The sequence below is a fragment of the Kribbella caucasensis genome, from assembly GCF_004361855.1.
GTDB classification, from domain to species: domain Bacteria; phylum Actinomycetota; class Actinomycetes; order Propionibacteriales; family Kribbellaceae; genus Kribbella; species Kribbella caucasensis.
Genome location: NZ_SNWQ01000002.1, coordinates 558,429 through 574,758, shown reverse-complemented (window position 1 = coordinate 574,758; position 16,330 = coordinate 558,429). Strand labels below are relative to the sequence as shown.

Sequence of the window (16,330 nt, the reverse complement as noted above, 5' to 3'; positions counted from 1 at the left end):
ATTGGTGCGTCCGAGCGACTTGCGTTCCACGATTCGAGACGGCAATATCGTCCCATGGACAACTCTAGCGGAGTCGGCGTTCTCGACAAAGCAGCCCTCGTTCTGTCCGCGCTCGAGTCCGGGCCGGCGACCCTGGCCGGCCTGGTAGCGGCCACGGGTCTGGCCCGTCCGACGGCCCACCGGCTCGCCGTCGCGCTCGAGCACCACCGCCTGGTCGGACGGGACATGCAAGGGCGGTTCGTGCTCGGCCCCCGGCTGAGCGAACTGGCTTCCGCGGCCGGCGAAGACCGGCTGCTCGCCACCGCCGGCCCCGTGCTGGCGAGGCTCCGCGACATCACCGGCGAGTCGGCACAGCTGTTCCGCCGCCAGGGTGAGTACCGCGTCTGCGTCGCCGCCGCCGAGCGTCCGTCCGGCCTGCGCGACACCGTCCCGGTCGGCAGCCAGCTGACCATGGCCGCCGGATCCGCCGCGCAGATACTGCTCGCCTGGGAGGACCCGGAGCGGATGCACCGCGGCCTCCACAACGCGACCTTCAACGCGGCCGCCCTGGCCGGCGTACGGCGCCGCGGCTGGGCCCACTCGGTCGGCGAACGCGAACAAGGCGTCGCCTCGGTCTCCGCCCCGGTCCGGTCGCCGAGCGGCAAGGTGATCGCAGCGGTCTCCGTCTCGGGCCCGATCGAGCGCCTCTCCCGCCAGCCCGGCCGGATGCACGCCCCCGCCGTCATGGCCGCCGCCGAACGCCTCTCCGAAGCCCTCCGCCGCGCCTCCGAGTAATCCCGCCAGAGGGCCGCTCGCCAACGAACACCAGGGCTGGACACTGGACACTAGAGTGGCAGCATGGCGCTGCGAGTCGTCTTTGCGGAGGACAATTTTCTCGTGCGCGAAGGCATTTCCGCACTGCTGACGGAAGCCGACGACATCGAGTTGGTCGAAACTGTCGCCGCGCCGGACGCCCTGCTCAGGGCCGTTGCCGTGCACCGTCCGGACGCCGTCCTGACCGACATCCGGATGCCCCCGACGTTCACGGCCGAGGGCATCGACGCGGCCAAGCGGATCCGGGCCGAACACCCCTCGACCGGAGTCGTCGTACTGTCCCAGTACGTCGAGGAGGACTACGTCTTCGACCTGCTGTCCGAGGGCGTCGCCGGACTGGGGTATCTGCTGAAGGAGCGGGTCTCGCAGCTCGACGAAGTCGTCCGGGCCCTGCACGACGTCGCGCGGGGTGGCTCCGTCCTCGATCCGAGAGTCGTCGAGGGATTGCTCACGAGGAAGGCCCAGGAGTCGCGATCGCCACTGCTCCGGCTCACCGACCGCGAGCGCGAGGTGCTCCAGGAGATGGCCGCCGGGCGGAGCAACGCGGCGACCTCGAAGGCGTTGTTCATGAGCGAACGCGCCGTGGAGAAGCACATCAGCGCGATCTTCCAGAAGCTCGGGCTGACTGACGAGTCCGATGTGAACCGCCGGGTGATGGCCGTGCTCGCCTTCCTCGATGCCACCGGTGGTCCGGCCGGTCGCTGACCGCCCGGCGGCTCGATGGTGGGGACAACCCCACCCATCCGAGCGGGCAGCACGATGTCGCCGCGACCAGCTGCCGCGTCATGCTGACGCCAGGAGGTGGGTCAGTGGCCGATGTACGCGTGCTGGTCGTCGATGACCAGGAGCCTTTTCGCCGGGCGATCGCCGCCGTCGTGGCGGAGACGGACGGTTTCGTCGTGGTCGCGTCCAGCCCATCCGGCGAGGAATCGCTGCTCTCCGTCGCGCGGCTCCGGCCGGACCTGGTGCTGATGGACGTCAACCTGCCCGGCATCGACGGTATAGAGGCCACCCGGAGGATCACCCTGGCCGCCGACCCGCCGGTCGTCGTACTGCTCTCGACCTACGACCAGGACGAGTTCGACCTCTCCGGCTGCGGTGCCGCCGCGTACCTCGCCAAGGCCGCGTTCGGCCCGGACCGGCTCGCGGCCGAATGGGCCGCCGCCACGAGCCCGCCGATCCATCCCGAAGCACCAGCCTGCCGGACTAGACCGCCACCGGCGCCGACGGAGGCTCGACGGCGCCGACCGGAATGCTGACGGACAACCGGCGCAGGTCATCCAACGACGGCGATCCGCCCACCGCTTCGACCCGGTCGACGATCGCCTGGACGTCGATCTCGTCGCGGGCGACGCCACGGACCTGCACGACCAGGTCCGCTCCGACGATCCGCAGGTCGATCCGGGCGGCCGGGGATCCGGCGCGCAAGGCTTCGACACAGCAGAAATAGACCGCCGTTTCCACCCTCGGCGGGAACCGCCGATCGGCCGCCGGATCGACCGACAAGGTTGCGGCCAGACCGCTCCTCGCCAGGTGCGACCGGAGCGCACGGGTCAGACCCGCCCGGGCCAGCTGGGTGGGAAACACCCCGCGGGTCAGTTCCCGCAGCGACTCGAGTGCGGTGTTCGTCCGGGTCACCAACTGCTCGAGCTCGGCCGACGCGGCGGTCCCGGACCTGGCCACGCTGAGGCTGTTCAGCCGCTCCGGCAACGGCTGGACGTGCGACAACACCTCGCGGGAGATCGCGGCCTCCAGCCGATACCGAGCGGCGTCGTCGGCCGCGATGATCCTTCGCCGGGACTCGGCGAGCGCGCCAGTGGTCCGATCGAGCGCGGCCACGTGCGCGGCCAGCTCGGACTCCATCGCCGCATTGCGGAAAGCCAGCGCCGCCTGGTCGGCCAGATCATGCAGCAGGCGCTCGTCCGCGGCGCGCAACCCGCGCCCCTTCGGCATGGTGACGCCGATGCTGCCGAGGGTCACCCCGCCGTGCCGAACCGGCACCTCGTACTCCGGTGCTCCGTTGGCGGTGGCAGGCCAGACCTTGACGATGGCCTCGGCACCGGGCACACGCAGTACCGCGGTCGAGGACTGGGCCGAAACGGCCCGCCCCGCGGCCTCTGCGACAGCCGGCAGCAGCGATGTCGGTGACGGGGTCTCCGCCAGGCGACGGCTGAACTCGGAGAGCGCCTCGTAAGGCAACGCCCTTGCCCCGTAGGCGAGCCGGTTCGCCAGCCGGACGACCTGCCGGCGGAGCGGCTGGAAGGCCAGGGCGACCAGGGCGGTGGCGAGCAGCGACAACCAGAATCCGCTGGTCCGGGTGTTCACGAGTGCGGCGACGGCCACCACCAGGACGGTGTAGCCGATCGCGGCGAAACCGGTGCCCAAGGCAAGGACGACGGCCCGGTTGATGATCAGGTCCAGGTCGAACAGCCGGTACCGCAGTACCGCGAAGGCGAACAGCAGCGGCAGGCAGAAGTACGAGGCGAACAGGGGAAGGCTCGCGGTCCAGGTCTGCACTCCGCCGTTGAACAGCTGGACGACGATCAGGAAGACGAAGCTCAGGGCAATCAACACCGCCGCCACGGCGATCAGCCGCAACTGCTGCCGCTGCTCGCCCCGGCTACCCCATAGCCGGCGGACCATGGACACCATGGCGGCGATCAGGCCGACGGCGATCAGAGGCATGCCGGCCATGAAGAAGAGGCTGCCGACCGGCCCGGCCTCTTGGTGGTCGAGGTCGAATTCGGCCGGCGCAAGGGTCAGCAGTCCCGCGGTGTAGGAGCCGAGCCCTACCAACGTCACAACCACGGCAAGGCGCCAACGGCGGGACAGCAGACGACCGTCCGGCGCCACCAGGAAAAGGATGGCGAACGCGGCGAGTGACAACTGTCCGCCGAGGATGGCTGAGATCCAGCCGGCGAAACCCCCGAGGCTCCGTGACCCGGGGCCGTCAGCCGTGATCACCCAGACGCTGTACGCCTCGGTCAGCAACGAGATCGAGGCAAGGAAACCGATCAGACAGAGCAGCCAGCCGATCGGGTGCCGCGCGTACCGTTGAACGATCAGCGCACCCATCACCGCCGAGCCCATGACCGCGGCGGTGACGAATGGGAAGCCGTGCACGGCGACGGCTTCCTCGGACAGCAGCGGCCGGTAGGCCGAGGTGACCCAGACGTCCGCGCCGGCGGCAAGCACGGTGAGCGCCGTCAGCAGCCAGGCCATGCGCGCGTACATGTCATCCTTCCGGACGGCTCGGCCGGCGCACACCCGGCAGCCTCGCCGCGACGAGCGTGCCGCCTGAGGGTGCCGTCCGGATCGTCAGCCTTCCGCCGGCCGACTCGATCCGGTCCCGCATGTTGGCCAGACCGGCGCCGGCGTGCGTCGCGCCGAGATCGAAGCCGGAACCGTCGTCCTGGACGATCACCTCCAGGACGCCGGGACCACCCCGGAGGTCCATCCGGATCGCTTTCGCCGCCGAGTGCTTGGCCGAGTTCTGCAGCGCCTCCAGTGCGCAGAAGTACGCCGCTGCCTCGACACCGGCGGGATACCGCCCGAGGTCGGCCGCGACGAGTTCGACCGGCAGAGGATTCCGGGCGATCGCCGTACGCAAAGCGGCCGTCAGCCCTTCGTCGACGAGCAGGCTCGGGTAGATACCCCGCGACAGGCTGATGATCGTCTCGATGGTCGCGGTCGCCGCCTCGCGTTGTTCCGCGATCAGCCGGTCGGCCCGGTCGGGCGACCGTTGCGCCAGTGTGTGGGCGAGCCTGAGGTTCACGGCGAGCGCGACGAGATGCTGTTGGGCGCCGTCGTGGATGTCGCGCTCCAACCGTCTGCGCTCGGCATCCTGTACGTCGACGAGTCGCTGCCGGGACAACTGCAACTCTTCGGCCAACGTGGAGAGCTCCGCGAGCCGATGGACGAGTTCAGCCCGCAGCCGCACGCCCCGCAGTACGAGGCCGGCCTGGTTCGCCAGGCCCGCGAAAAGCCGTTCCTCGACAGGGGTGAGTGGTACGTTCTCGCGTTCCTGTACGGCGAGGACGCCCAGCAGTTCGCCCGCCTGGCGGACCGGAAGCTCCCGCCGACCAGGCATGTCGTCCGCTCCGGACGAGCTGTCGGCGGCGGGCGGCCAGGTGGCGGCGAGTCTCAGTTGGTCATCCACCATCAGCCACACCTGCGCAGCCTTCGCACCCGTCCCCTCGGCCAGTACTTCGGCCATCCGGGCCGGCAGGTCGTCGTTCTCACGACTACCGGTCAACGCCGAGGAGAACAGGCTGAGCACCTCGTACGGCGACTGCACGCCGCCGTGGAGTAGGCGCGTCGTGAAGACCTCGAACCGCGACCGGACCGGCTCGAAGCCCAGTGCCACCACCGCGGTGGCCAGCACCGACAGTCCCACGTGGGGCGATGATGTGTGGTCGATCAGCGCACCACCGCCCAGGACGACGAGGACATACACCAGCACCACGAACACCACGAGCCCGCCCAACACCAGCAGAGCAGCGAGTTGTTCACGGATCGTCCGCCGTCGCCCCCACAACCTCACCTCTGCAGTCTGCTCCTGGCAGCACCTGGATGGGAGTACCCGAACCCCATGGGTGGGGTCAGCCGCACGATTGTCCGCTGATTACCCACGGCCAGCCTCCGGACGCCGTGCGCCCAGCCCGATGGGAGCGAGCAGCCAGAACGCCTTTGCTGGAACCACGCCGCTCGACCGGGGGGCCGAAACCAGCTACAAGGGGATCAATCACATGTCTGCCACCACCAGCACCGTCGCTCCGACCAGGGCCTCGGCCCGGGCCGAGGGCGTCAGCAAGTTCTACGGCACCGGGGATGCCACCATCGCCGCACTCAAGGACGTCTACGTCACGCTCGAAGCCGGCCAGTTCACCGCGATCATGGGACCGTCCGGCTCCGGCAAGTCGACGCTGCTGCACATGCTGGCCGGCCTCGACCGGCCGTCGTCGGGCGAGGTTTATCTCGGCGACATCCAGATCAGCTCGCTCAACGACAAGGCGTTGACGCTGCTGCGCCGGGACCAGATCGGCTTCATCTTCCAGTCGTTCAACCTGCTCCCGACGATGAGCGCCGCGGAGAACATCGTGCTGCCGATCCGCATCGCCGGCCGCAAGCCGGACCAGGCCTGGGTGACCTCGATCGTCGACAAGCTGGGGCTTGCTGACCGGCTCACCCATCGCCCGACCGAGCTGTCCGGCGGACAGCAGCAACGGGTGGCCGCGGCCCGGGCGCTGGCCTCGCGCCCACAGATCGTCTTCGCCGACGAGCCCACCGGTGCGCTCGACTCGGCATCGGGCACCGAGCTGCTCGGCTTCCTGCGCAAGGCGGTCAAGGAGCTCGGTCAGACGGTCGTCATGGTCACCCACGACCCGACCGCGGCCAGCTACGCCGACCGGGTCCTGTTCCTCGCCGACGGTCATGTGGTCGACGAGATGAACGAGCCGACCGCTGACGCCGTTCTCGACTTCATGAAGCACCTGGGGGCCTGAGCCATGTTCACCGCAACTCTGCGCGGCATGCTCGCACACAAGGTGCGACTCGCCCTGACCGTGGCCTCGATCGCCCTCGGGGTCGCGTTCCTGGCCGGCACCCTCGTCCTGACCGACACGATGCGGCTGGCGTTCGACCAGCTGTTCGGCAAGGTCTCCGCCGGCACCGACGCGGTCGTCCGCGCCGAAGCCGCCTACAGCCAGTCCGAAGGAATCAGCACCAGCCGGGCCCCCATCCCCGCCTCCGTCCTCAACCAGGTACGCCAGGTTGACGGTGTCCGCACCGCCGAGGGTGCGGTCAGCGGCTACGCGCTGCTGACCGACAACGGCGGCAAGGCCGTGCTGACCAGCGGCGGAGCTCCCACCTTGGGCTACAGCCTGCCGGCCGACCCGTCCCTGCGCGGTGACGTGAAGCTCCTCAGTGGCAACGCGCCGTCGGGAGCGCACCAGGTCGCGATCGACGCGACCAGTGCCGAGGAGCACCACATTGCGCTCGGCTCCACCATCAAGGTGCTGTTCCGCGGCCCGACCCAGGAGTTCACCGTGGTCGGCACCGTCGGCTTCGGCGGGGAGAAGAACCTCGGCGGGACGACCGGAGCGTACTTCGATTCCGCCACCGCACAGCAGGTGCTGGGAGCGCCCGGGTTCTTCGACGCGATCAACGTCAGCGCCGATGCTGGGGTGGCACCGGCCGAGCTGGTACAGCGGATCGACGCGGTCCTGCCCGACGGCACCGAGGCCGTCACCGGCGCAACGGTGGTGAAGGAGTCCACCGACGCAGTGAACGAGGACCTCAGGTTCGTCGGCATCCTGTTCATGATCTTCGCCGGGATCGCCCTGTTCGTCGGCTCGTTCATCATCTGGAACACCTTCACGATGACGATCACCCAGCGGTCCCGCGAGATCGCACTGCTGCGGGCAATCGGCGCCACCAGGCGCCAGGTGAACCGGAGCCTGATCGTCGAGGCACTGCTGCTCGGCGTCCTCGCATCGAGCGTCGGAATCGGTCTGGGCCTGCTGGTCGCCAAGGGACTCAAGGTGCTCATGGACGTGGTCGGCTTCAGCCTGCCCAGCACGTCGATGCAGGTCCAGCCGCGCACCATCATCGTGTCGTTGCTGGTCGGCACCCTGGTGACGGTTGTGGCGGCCCTCGTCCCGGCGTACCGGGCCACGAAGGTGTTGCCGGTGGAAGCGCTGCGTGAGGCAGTGCCCGGCTCCGGCAACCCGTCGAGGAAGCGCATCATCTCCGGTGCCGTCGTCACCGTTGCCGGCCTGACCGGGCTGTTCACCACCCTGTACGCCGACGCGACCATGAAGCTGTTCGGCCCCAGCCTGCTGGCCATCATCGTCGGTGTGCTGATGCTGCTGCCGGCCGCCGCCCGTCCGCTCGCCTCGCTGATCGGTGTACCGCTGCGACTGCGTGGCCTGCCCGGCGAGCTGGCCAGGCAGAACGCGATGCGCAACCCACGCCGTACTTCGTCCACAGCCGCGGCGCTGATGGTCGGCCTGACGCTCGTGGTCAGCATGGGCGTGTTCGCCTCGTCGCTGAAGGCCTCGTTCGGCGACGTGATCGGGGACTCGGTCAACGCCGACCTGTTCGTGACGCCTTCGAGCACCCAGGCCCCGGGCTTCAGCCCCGAGGTGATCAACGCGGTCAAGGCCGTCCCCGGTGTCGGTGCGGTGGCGGCCAGCGGCTGGGGTGAAGCCCGCTTCAACGGGGCGGACTCAAGCTACGCCGCCGTCGATCCGGCGACCGCCGCGGAAGGGCTGAACCTGGGACTGTCGGCCGGCTCTGTCTCGGCCCTCGGCCTGAACGGAGTCGTCGTATCGCAGTCCGCCGCCACTTCCCACGGATGGAAGATGGGCGACGTCATCAAGGGCGAGTTCGCCGCGACCGGTGCACACGACCTGAAGGTCGTCGGCATCTACAACACCAAGGGCTGGATCGGCGACGACTTCATCATCAGCATCGCCGCTCAGACGGCCGCCGCCGGCCAGCAACTGACCGCCTCCGGCTTGGTCAAGCTGGCTCCGGGCGCAGACCAGGCGACCGTGCAACAGGCCATCACCGCGGCCATGGCCGATCACCCGGACGCGAAGGTTCTCGATCGCAAGGGATACGAGAAGGAGGCCAGCGGCTTCATCGACAAGTTGCTCACCTTCGTCACGGTGATGCTGTTGCTGGCGGTTCTGATCGCGCTGCTGGGAATCGTCAACACTCTGGTGCTGTCGGTCTTCGAGCGGACCCGTGAGCTGGGCCTGCTCCGGGCGGTCGGCATGACGCGGGCCCAGGTCCGCGCGATGGTGCGCTGGGAGTCCGTGGTGATCTCCCTGATCGGTGCACTGGCCGGCGCCGCCCTCGGTATCGGGCTGGGGCTCGGGCTCTCGCAGGCACTCGCGGACGAGGGCATCAAGGCCATCTCGATCCCCGGCCTCCAGGTGACGCTCTACGTGGTACTGGCCGCGGTGGCCGGTGTGCTGGCCGCCATCGGGCCGGCGAGATCCGCTGCCAAGGTCGACGTACTGAAGGCGGTGGTTGCGGACTGACGCCACAGCCGACCTGCCGAAGGCCCGGACCGTCAAGGTCCGGGCCTTCGCCTTTGACGGTGTCGACGGGATTTGGGCCGACGGGTTCGCCGCCTACGGGATGTGTGAGAGCGGCCAGAGTTCTCCTGTGCCGCTGTCGATCAACGCAGCCCTGTCGGCGGTCACCTCCAGCGGCAGTACGTCGTACACAGCCGCCGCCAGCACCGGCAGTTTGGCCAACGGCACCCGGGGCGCGATCGTGCAATGTGGCACCCAGACCCCCGGCTGATAATGCCGATGCAAGTCGGCCCCCGTCTCCACCACGGCAGACACCACCTGCTCCTGTCGCCGCAGTACGTCGGCGCTGACGGCGGGCACCAACCACGCCCGGCCTCGCCGGAACGTCCCCAGCGCATCGAAGTACAACCTGACCGGCTCCCCCACCGGCAGCCCCTCGACGGCCTTCGCAACCTCATCGCGCTGCCACTCGCGCAATACCGCGAACGACACATGCGGCACGTGCCGCCCGTGCGTGTGCGACCGCAGGGACGGCACTCCCAGCTCCTCGAGCCGATCCCACAAGTTCCGCAGCACCCGCTCGGCCCGCCGATCCACCAACAAACAAACCGCCAGCGCCATAGCCCCCACGGTAGATCCGACGCCCGAGACGGTACGCCGTATCAGCGGCCGGCAGACCCGATCTTGAGGATGTAGACGGTCTCCTGTTCGTCGCTGACCTCGTACAGAACCCGGAGGTTCTGCAGGCGCAGACGGCGGAACTGGCCCGAGCCAAGAGGCCTGCTGTTGGCCGGTCGCGGATCGGTCGCCAACGTGCCTACGGTGGCGGCGAGCGCCTTGGCGGTGTCAGGATCCAGCCGGCGCAATTCGCGCAGAGCGGCGACCGGCGCTGGTCGCCAGACGATCGTGTAGCTCATACCTGCTCTGAGTCGTCCCGCTCCAGCATCGCGACGACTTCTTCGTGCGGGATCCACGGGCCGTCCGCAGCCTTGACCGCTTCGGCCTCGGCGATGTCCGCCTGGTCGACAGCGTCCTGGAGCTCCTGGTAGTCGGTCAGCGAGATAATCACGGCCACCGTGGTGTCATCCTCGGTGAGGTCGACCCGCTCGTGGGCGTCGGCCGCCCGCGCCACCAGCGCCTCGAGTTCAGCCGGCCCATCGGCCAGGGAATAGCTCTCGCTCATGAGAAGACTGTAGCCATCGGAACCCCCGAAATGGTGAGATTCCGTGGATCTGTGGACAACCAAAAGCGCCTCTCATCGGTGATGAGAGGCGCTTTCTCTGGTAGCCCCGACGGGATTCGAACCCGCGCTACCGCCTTGAGAGGGCGGCGTGCTAGGCCGCTACACAACGGGGCCAGAGGGTTGTCGCACGGTCCTTGCGGGCCGGGCAACGAGGAAGGACTCTACCGATTTTCACCGGTTGGGTCCAATCGCTCGCTGGGGTACTAGGACTCGAACCTAGACTAACTGAACCAGAATCAGACGGGCTGCCAATTACCCCATACCCCAAGGCACTTCTCTGCAGTTGCGAGTGCGTCGCCGCCCTCACAACCTGGCCCGCTGAGCCTACCCGAGCAAGCCCTCAGATTCCAAAACGAGGTCGGGCCTCAGCGGTTGTCACTCCTGTCACACGCGTTTCGTTCCTGGCCCGCCCAGCCCGGGGGTCATATACGCGGCCGGCACCAACGGCAGGTCACACTTCGTCCCCAGCCGCTGCCGCCTCGCCAGCAGCAGAGCGACCCCCGCGAAGAGCGCGAACTTCACCACATCCACGATCACCAACGACCACGGCGCATCCGTCGCACCCAGGCTGTCGCCCACGCTGTCGGTCAGCGCCGCGTAGATGAAGGTGATCACGTTGTTCGCCGCGTGGGCCGCGATCGACGCCTCCAGCCCGCCCGTCCGGATCACGAGGTACCCGGCCAACAGACCGAACGCGAACCGGTCGAGGAACAACGCCGGGCTCTCCCAGGGCCAGATTCCGTGCGCCATGGTGAACAGGAGCGTGGTCACGAGGACAGCGAAGACCGAACTCCGCACCAGCCTCCCGACCGCCTGCAACAGGTAGCCGCGGAAGAAGTACTCCTCCCCCGCGGCCTGGAACGTCGAGGTGAGCAACGTCACCGCGATCACAGCGGCCGCGTCCTTCGCCGGTCCATTGCCGCCGTCGCCGATCAGGTCCACGCCGCCGACCTCGATGAACCCGAGCATGATCAGCTCGACGACGACCGCGGCAACCGCGAACCAGGCCAGCGGCCGCCAGCGGAGCCGGCCCGTCACCGACGACAGCAGTCCCGGGGTCTGGTGGTTCAGCCGGGTCGCGACGACCATGCACAACGGGATCAGCACGATCAGCGACAGGTTCGTCGCCAGCAGGCCGAACCACGACACCGTGCCCTCGGCGTCCGGCCGGATCCCCTGCTGGATCGACAGGATCACCAGGCTGGTGAACATCCACCCGACCAGGATCGCGCCCGCCCCGAGGACCACCGACCAGCTCGACGTCACCGGATTTCGGAGCAGCCGGTGGTACGGCTGCGGACCCGAGTCCCCGGCGTCGGCGGTGGACCCCGGCAGCTTTGCGGCGTCGTACGACATCAGGTCAGTCCGCCAGCAGGCCGCGCGCCTGTTCGAGCCGGTGCAGCGAACGTTCCCGGCCGAGCAGCTCCAGCGACTCGAACAGCGGCGGCGAGATCCGGCGGCCGGAGATCGCCACCCGGACCGGGCCGAACGCGTTCTTCGGCTTCAGCCCGAGACCCTCGATCAAGGCCGTCCGCAGCGCCTGCTCGATCGCCTCGGTCGTCCACTCACCCAGCTCCGACAGCGCCTTCTCAGCCGCCTCCAGTACTGCGCCGGCGTCGCCGGTCAGCACCTTCGCACCCGCGTCCGGATCGACGCTGAAGTCCTCGTCGGGAACGAACAGGAAGGCCAGCATGTCGACCGATTCCGACAGCGTGTTCATCCGCTCCTGCACCAGCGGTATCGCGGCCGCCAGCAACGCACGCTGCTCCGTGGTCGGCTCGGCCGGCAGCACGCCAGCCTTCGCCAGGAACGGCACCGTCCGCTCGGCGAACTCGTCTGCCGGCAGCAATCGCATGTGCGACGCGTTGATCGCCTCGCACTTCTTCGGGTCGAACCGGGCCGCGTTCGCGTTCACCTTGCGGATGTCGAACGCCTCGATCATCTCGGCCATGGTGAACACGTCCCGGTCGTCCGCGATCGACCAGCCCAGCAACGCCAGGTAGTTGAGCAGCCCCTCGGGCAGGAACCCACGCTCCATGTACTCGCCGAGGCCGGACCCCGGGTCGCGCTTGGACAACTTCTTGTTGCCCTCACCCATCACGAACGGCAGATGCCCGAACCGCGGCGTCCGCCCCGAGCCGATCCCGATCTCCGCGAGCGCCTCGTACAACGCGATCTGCCGGGGCGTCGACGGCAGCAGGTCCTCGCCCCGCAATACGTGGGTGATCTCCATCAACGCGTCGTCGACCGGGTTCACCAGCGGGTACAGCGGATAGCCGTTGGCCCGCACCAGCACGTAGTCGCCCAGGTTCTCGGGCAGGAAGGTGATCTCGCCGCGGACCAGGTCGGTGAACGTGATCGGCCGATCCGGCATCCGCAACCGGACCACCGGACGACGACCCTCCTCGACGTACGCCTGCACCTGCTCCGGGGTCAGCGCCCGGCAGTGACCGTCGTACCCGCTGTGCTGCCCGGCTGTCCGGGCGGCCTCGCGGCGCTGGTCGAGCTCCTCCTGCGAGCAATAACAGTGGTACGCCCGGGCGGCCGCGAGCAGCTTGGCCACCACGTCGGCGTACGTGTCCATCCGCTCGGACTGCAGGTACGGACCGTACTCACCGCCGACCTCGGGACCCTCGTCCCAGTTCAGGCCGAGCCAGCGCAACGACTCCAGGGTGTACTGCAATGCCTCGGGGGTGTTGCGGGAAGCGTCGGTGTCCTCGATCCGCAGTACCAGCTTGCCGCCGTAGTGCCGGGCGAAGGCCCAGTTGAACAGCGCGCTGCGGATGTTGCCGACGGTCAGCAGCCCGGTGGGCGACGGTGGGAACCGCACTCGGACCTGGTTCGGTTCGAGGCCGCCAAGAACGCCGCTGTCGTCGTCGAAGGAAGCAGCGGCAGGCCGGTCAGTCACGCACGATCACCTTGTTCGTCAGAGTTCCGATTCCTTCGACGCTGACCGACACTTCATCGCCGGGCAGCATCGGACCGACCCCAGCCGGGGTGCCGGTGAGCACCACGTCGCCGGGCAGCAACGTGGTGAAGGAGGTGATGTAGGCCAGCACCTCCGGGACGTCGAAAATGAACTGAGAGGTCCGCCCGTCCTGCTTCAGCTCACCGTTCAGTTGCGTGGTCACCCGGACATCCGCGACGTCGAACTCGGTGCTGATCCACGGCCCGAGCGGGCAGAACGTGTCGAACCCCTTGGCCCGGGCCCACTGCCCGTCGGACTTCTGCAGGTCGCGCGCGGTCACGTCGTTGGCGACCGTGTAGCCGAAGATCACCTCGTTGACCCGCTCCTTGGGCAGGTCCCGGCAGATCCGGCCGATCACGATCGCCAGCTCGCCCTCGAAGTGCAGGTTGTTGGTCTGCTCCGGGTACACGATCCCGTCCCGCGGACCGATCACCGACGTGTTCGGCTTCAGGAAGATCAGCGGCTCGGCCGGTACCTCGTTGCCCATCTCCTCGGCGTGCGCCTGGTAGTTGCGCCCGACGCAGACCACCTTGCTACGCGGGATCACCGGGGCGAGCAGCCGGACATCGGCCAGCTGCAACTTCTCGCCGGTGAACTGGACCGGCCGGTAGAGCGGATCCGAGTCGAGCACACTGACGGTGCCGACGAGTCCCTCCGGGTCGTCGGTCTCGACAACGCCGTACTTCGGTTCGTCGTCGACGGAGAATCTGGCGATACGCACGGCCGGCCTTCAGTAGAGGAGCTGAACGGCCCGAGCCTACCGCCGCCCCCGCCCTGGACTCTCCCCGGAGCACGACAACCCACCCACAACCACCGGCGGAGCAGGATGATCCTGGCTCCGGACGAGGATGAGATCCTTGTCCGGTGACCACCGACATCCGCCTCGCCGCGCCGGACGAGTACGCCGCAACCGGCGAGCTCGCCGCCGAGGCCTACGCGGCGGACGGCTTCGTCCCGGCTGGATCGGACTATGGAGACGTCCTGCGCAACGCCGCCGACCGCGCCGCCAACGCCGAACTCTGGGTCGCCGCCGACGGCTTCGACCTGCTCGGCACCGTCACCTACTGCGCACCCGGCTCCACCTACCGCGAGATCAGCCAGGACGGCGAGGGCGAGTTCCGGATGCTCGCGGTATCCGCCAAGGCCCGCGGACTCGGCCTCGGAACCGCCCTGACCCACCACTGCATCCAACGCTCCCGCGACCTGGGATTGTCCCGGCTCGTGCTGTGCAGCGCCTCGTACATGACCACCGCACACCGCCTCTACGACCGCCTCGGCTTCATCCGCACCCCCGACCGAGACTGGTCCCCTCTCCCCACCGTCCGGCTCCACGCCTTCGCCCTGGACCTGTGACCGTTTCTCTCATTCCCGCCGAGCTGACACCCGCGCAGTGGCAGCCGCTCGCCGCCGCACATGCCGACCGCGTGGACGCGCTGCTGGCGGACCACCTCGCCCGCCGCGAACGCCGCCAACCCCACCCCGTCGAGGACTTCCTCTTCACCTACTACCCCACCCGCCCCAACCAACTCCGCATCTGGCACCCCGGCCCCGGCGTCCGCCTGCTCGGCGCCACGCAGTACGAGGGCATGAAGGGATACCTGTACTCCGACGGCGCAGTTCACCTGGATCCGGCCTACGTGGCCAAGCGTTCCGACAGCATCCAGTGGATCCGCCGCCTCCTTGCCGCCACTCTCGACCGGCAACCCCAGTTCGGCTGCTTCGGCCTGCACGAGTGGGCGATGATCTACCGCAGTGACGAGATCCGGCACCAGAAGTGGCCGCTACGGTTAGGTGCCGAGGGCACCGACCAGGTCGTCGAGTCGCACAAGATCGCCTGCTCCCACTTCGATGCCTTCCGCTTCTTCACCACACCCGCTCGCCCGCTGAACGTCCTGCAGCCCACCCGCGAGTCCCAGCCCGCCCTCGAACAAGGCGGCTGCCTGCACGCCAACATGGACCTCTACAAGTGGGCCTGCAAACTGATGCCGTTCACGCCCAGCTCCGTGGTCCTGGCCTGCTTCGAACTCGCCCGCGACATCCGCACCCTCGACATGCGCGCCTCCCCCTACGACCTCACCGCCCTCGGCTACACCCCCATTCCCATCGAAACCCCCAACGGCAAAGCCACCTACGCCGCCACCCAACGCGAGTTCGCCACCCGAGCCCGCCCCCTCCGCCAGCAACTCATCAACCTCTGCGACGCCGTACTCGCGCCCGCAACAACCTGACCCCACCGCACCAACACACGGAGCCGGACCGGCCTCTCACCCCGCCTTGGTGGCCTTCAAGGCGAACAGGAGCGGGATACGCGGCGCGTCGTCGGGCAGCCGCCACCAGCCGCCCGGCGTCTGTTCCATCGAGCTCCAGCGCGGCCAAGGGAGCACCTCGGACTCGCGAAGGCTGTCGATCCGGAAGCCTGCCGCGGAGAGCGTGGTGACAAGTTCGCCCAGGCCGTGCATCCATTCGTAGCTGCGCTGCCGGCCTGGAACCTCATCGCCCGTGTACGTGACCGTGGATTCGTGAGCAATCGGACCGCGACCCTCGAGGTAGTCCTTGCGGAGCACGAGATCGTCAGACTCGCCAGGAAGGGAGACCGGACGAAGAGAGTTCAGCAGCGGGTGGAACTCGACGACGTACAGGAAGCCACCCGGTCTGAGCAGGTCCCTGACGACATCAGCCCACTGAACCAGATCCGGCAGATAACACAGCGCACCCTTACCGGTGTACACGACGTCAAACTGCCTGCCCCCGCAACGCCTCGTCCGCCTCGTACACGTTGGCATGGACGTACTCCACCTTGGCATCAGCCGCAGCCGCGATCCGCCGAGCCTCGTCCAACGAGCGTGCCAACAAATCCAGCCCGACCGCTCTCGCACCCCGCTCCGCGAACGCAATCGTCTCGGTCCCCAGATGACACTGCAAATGCAGCACGTCGAGCCCCGCGAGTTCGCCCAGGTCCTCCCACTCGTACTCAGCAAACCAGTACTCCGCCTGTCGGCTGTAGAACCCACTGGCCGCATGCAACGCCGCCCGCGCATCCCAGTCCGCCTCGTTGGCCGCCACCATCTCCACCACATCCGGATCCAGCCGCACCCAAACCTCCCTCGTCCGCCGACCGCGTCAGTCTCACCACCGCGCGAGCCTCACCGCCACCGGGTTTCCGTCAGTCTCACCGCTCGCGGGTTCACCGTCCGTCGCCCTCAGGACACGTCGGGTGGGGTAGGAGGTAGCCTCCCCCGTTCTCCCACTGGATTTCGA

Annotated in this window: 17 protein-coding genes and 2 tRNA genes; 7 read left to right on the top strand and 12 right to left on the bottom strand. The window is 68.5% G+C overall.

Features of this window, described 5'->3' with window-relative positions; all coding sequences use genetic code 11:
• Positions 1-54: 54 nt before the first annotated feature.
• From EV643_RS06740 to EV643_RS06730, 3 genes are all read left to right on the top strand, one after another.
• The gene (locus EV643_RS06740; protein ID WP_012922430.1) at positions 55-774 is read left to right on the top strand and encodes an IclR family transcriptional regulator; all 720 of its coding nucleotides are present in this window, start codon (positions 55-57) and stop codon (positions 772-774) included.
• A 63-nt stretch (positions 775-837) separates the two neighbouring features.
• Complete coding sequence (locus EV643_RS06735; protein ID WP_133799078.1) at positions 838-1,518, top strand: response regulator transcription factor; 681 nt, start codon at positions 838-840, stop codon at positions 1,516-1,518.
• A gap of 104 nt (positions 1,519-1,622) precedes the next feature.
• Positions 1,623-2,072 carry a response regulator gene (locus tag EV643_RS06730; protein ID WP_202869412.1) on the top strand — a complete coding sequence of 150 codons (450 nt, stop codon included), beginning with the start codon at positions 1,623-1,625 and terminating at the stop codon, positions 2,070-2,072.
• Here the strand turns inward: EV643_RS06730 and EV643_RS06725 are convergent.
• Positions 2,020-4,047, bottom strand: a complete 2,028-nt coding sequence (locus EV643_RS06725; RefSeq protein WP_133799076.1) for a hypothetical protein — start codon at positions 4,045-4,047, stop codon at positions 2,020-2,022. The two genes, EV643_RS06730 and EV643_RS06725, sit on opposite strands and share 53 nt — an antisense overlap.
• 1 nt (position 4,048) lies before the next feature.
• Complete coding sequence (locus EV643_RS06720; RefSeq protein WP_133799075.1) at positions 4,049-5,356, bottom strand: GAF domain-containing sensor histidine kinase; 1,308 nt, start codon at positions 5,354-5,356, stop codon at positions 4,049-4,051.
• 205 nt (positions 5,357-5,561) lie between these two features.
• Here EV643_RS06720 and EV643_RS06715 point away from each other — a divergent pair, with 205 nt between their 5' ends.
• Together EV643_RS06715 and EV643_RS06710 are read left to right on the top strand one after the other, a co-directional pair.
• Positions 5,562-6,317 (top strand): ABC transporter ATP-binding protein, encoded by a 756-nt coding sequence (locus EV643_RS06715; protein WP_133799074.1) that lies wholly within the window; start codon positions 5,562-5,564, stop codon positions 6,315-6,317.
• A gap of 3 nt (positions 6,318-6,320) precedes the next feature.
• Positions 6,321-8,864, top strand: coding sequence for an ABC transporter permease (locus EV643_RS06710; RefSeq protein WP_133799073.1), 2,544 nt, complete (start codon positions 6,321-6,323; stop codon positions 8,862-8,864).
• Positions 8,865-8,957: 93 nt separating this feature from the next.
• On the opposite strand, the gene EV643_RS06705 is transcribed toward EV643_RS06710, so the two are convergent.
• The 8 genes from EV643_RS06705 to EV643_RS06670 all read right to left on the bottom strand — a co-directional run bounded on the left by EV643_RS06705 (position 8,958) and on the right by EV643_RS06670 (position 13,793).
• Positions 8,958-9,482 carry a 2'-5' RNA ligase family protein gene (locus EV643_RS06705; protein ID WP_133799072.1) on the bottom strand — a complete coding sequence of 175 codons (525 nt, stop codon included), beginning with the start codon at positions 9,480-9,482 and terminating at the stop codon, positions 8,958-8,960.
• A 41-nt stretch (positions 9,483-9,523) separates the two neighbouring features.
• Complete coding sequence (locus EV643_RS06700; protein WP_133799071.1) at positions 9,524-9,778, bottom strand: type II toxin-antitoxin system RelE family toxin; 255 nt, start codon at positions 9,776-9,778, stop codon at positions 9,524-9,526.
• Positions 9,775-10,044, bottom strand: a complete 270-nt coding sequence (locus tag EV643_RS06695; RefSeq protein ID WP_133799070.1) for a type II toxin-antitoxin system Phd/YefM family antitoxin — start codon at positions 10,042-10,044, stop codon at positions 9,775-9,777. The genes EV643_RS06700 and EV643_RS06695 overlap by 4 nt, the downstream gene beginning before the upstream one ends.
• 98 nt (positions 10,045-10,142) lie before the next feature.
• Positions 10,143-10,218, bottom strand: a tRNA-Glu gene (locus EV643_RS06690).
• A gap of 81 nt (positions 10,219-10,299) precedes the next feature.
• Positions 10,300-10,371, bottom strand: a tRNA-Gln gene (locus EV643_RS06685).
• A gap of 117 nt (positions 10,372-10,488) precedes the next feature.
• Positions 10,489-11,460 (bottom strand): CPBP family intramembrane glutamic endopeptidase, encoded by a 972-nt coding sequence (locus EV643_RS06680; protein ID WP_133799069.1) that lies wholly within the window; start codon positions 11,458-11,460, stop codon positions 10,489-10,491.
• Positions 11,461-11,464: 4 nt separating this feature from the next.
• Entirely contained in the window at positions 11,465-13,012 is a 1,548-nt protein-coding gene (gltX, locus tag EV643_RS06675) for a glutamate--tRNA ligase (RefSeq protein ID WP_133799068.1), read from the bottom strand.
• Positions 13,005-13,793, bottom strand: a complete 789-nt coding sequence (locus EV643_RS06670; RefSeq protein WP_133799067.1) for a fumarylacetoacetate hydrolase family protein — start codon at positions 13,791-13,793, stop codon at positions 13,005-13,007. Before EV643_RS06670 ends, gltX begins: the two co-directional genes overlap by 8 nt.
• A gap of 143 nt (positions 13,794-13,936) precedes the next feature.
• Between EV643_RS06670 and EV643_RS06665 the strand changes: the two genes are divergently transcribed.
• Entirely contained in the window at positions 13,937-14,425 is a 489-nt protein-coding gene (locus EV643_RS06665) for a GNAT family N-acetyltransferase (protein WP_133799066.1), read from the top strand.
• A complete protein-coding gene (locus tag EV643_RS06660) occupies positions 14,422-15,300 on the top strand; it encodes a 3-methyladenine DNA glycosylase (RefSeq protein WP_133799065.1) in 879 nt (292 codons plus the stop codon). The genes EV643_RS06665 and EV643_RS06660 overlap by 4 nt, the downstream gene beginning before the upstream one ends.
• A gap of 36 nt (positions 15,301-15,336) precedes the next feature.
• On the opposite strand, the gene EV643_RS45410 is transcribed toward EV643_RS06660, so the two are convergent.
• Together EV643_RS45410 and EV643_RS45405 are read right to left on the bottom strand one after the other, a co-directional pair.
• Positions 15,337-15,801, bottom strand: a complete 465-nt coding sequence (locus EV643_RS45410; RefSeq protein WP_238165402.1) for a class I SAM-dependent methyltransferase — start codon at positions 15,799-15,801, stop codon at positions 15,337-15,339.
• A gap of 4 nt (positions 15,802-15,805) precedes the next feature.
• Positions 15,806-16,165, bottom strand: a complete 360-nt coding sequence (locus EV643_RS45405; protein WP_238165401.1) for a class I SAM-dependent methyltransferase — start codon at positions 16,163-16,165, stop codon at positions 15,806-15,808.
• Positions 16,166-16,330 lie beyond the last annotated feature (165 nt).

Coding starts and splice junctions, on each gene's coding strand:
- EV643_RS06740 (WP_012922430.1), top strand. CDS start 55: ATGGACAACTCTAGCGGAGTCGGCGTTCTCGACAAAGCAGCCCTCGTT.
- EV643_RS06735 (WP_133799078.1), top strand. CDS start 838: ATGGCGCTGCGAGTCGTCTTTGCGGAGGACAATTTTCTCGTGCGCGAA.
- EV643_RS06725 (WP_133799076.1), bottom strand. CDS start 4,047: ATGTACGCGCGCATGGCCTGGCTGCTGACGGCGCTCACCGTGCTTGCC.
- EV643_RS06715 (WP_133799074.1), top strand. CDS start 5,562: ATGTCTGCCACCACCAGCACCGTCGCTCCGACCAGGGCCTCGGCCCGG.
- EV643_RS06710 (WP_133799073.1), top strand. CDS start 6,321: ATGTTCACCGCAACTCTGCGCGGCATGCTCGCACACAAGGTGCGACTC.
- EV643_RS06705 (WP_133799072.1), bottom strand. CDS start 9,482: ATGGCGCTGGCGGTTTGTTTGTTGGTGGATCGGCGGGCCGAGCGGGTG.
- EV643_RS06700 (WP_133799071.1), bottom strand. CDS start 9,778: ATGAGCTACACGATCGTCTGGCGACCAGCGCCGGTCGCCGCTCTGCGC.
- EV643_RS06695 (WP_133799070.1), bottom strand. CDS start 10,044: ATGAGCGAGAGCTATTCCCTGGCCGATGGGCCGGCTGAACTCGAGGCG.
- EV643_RS06680 (WP_133799069.1), bottom strand. CDS start 11,460: ATGTCGTACGACGCCGCAAAGCTGCCGGGGTCCACCGCCGACGCCGGG.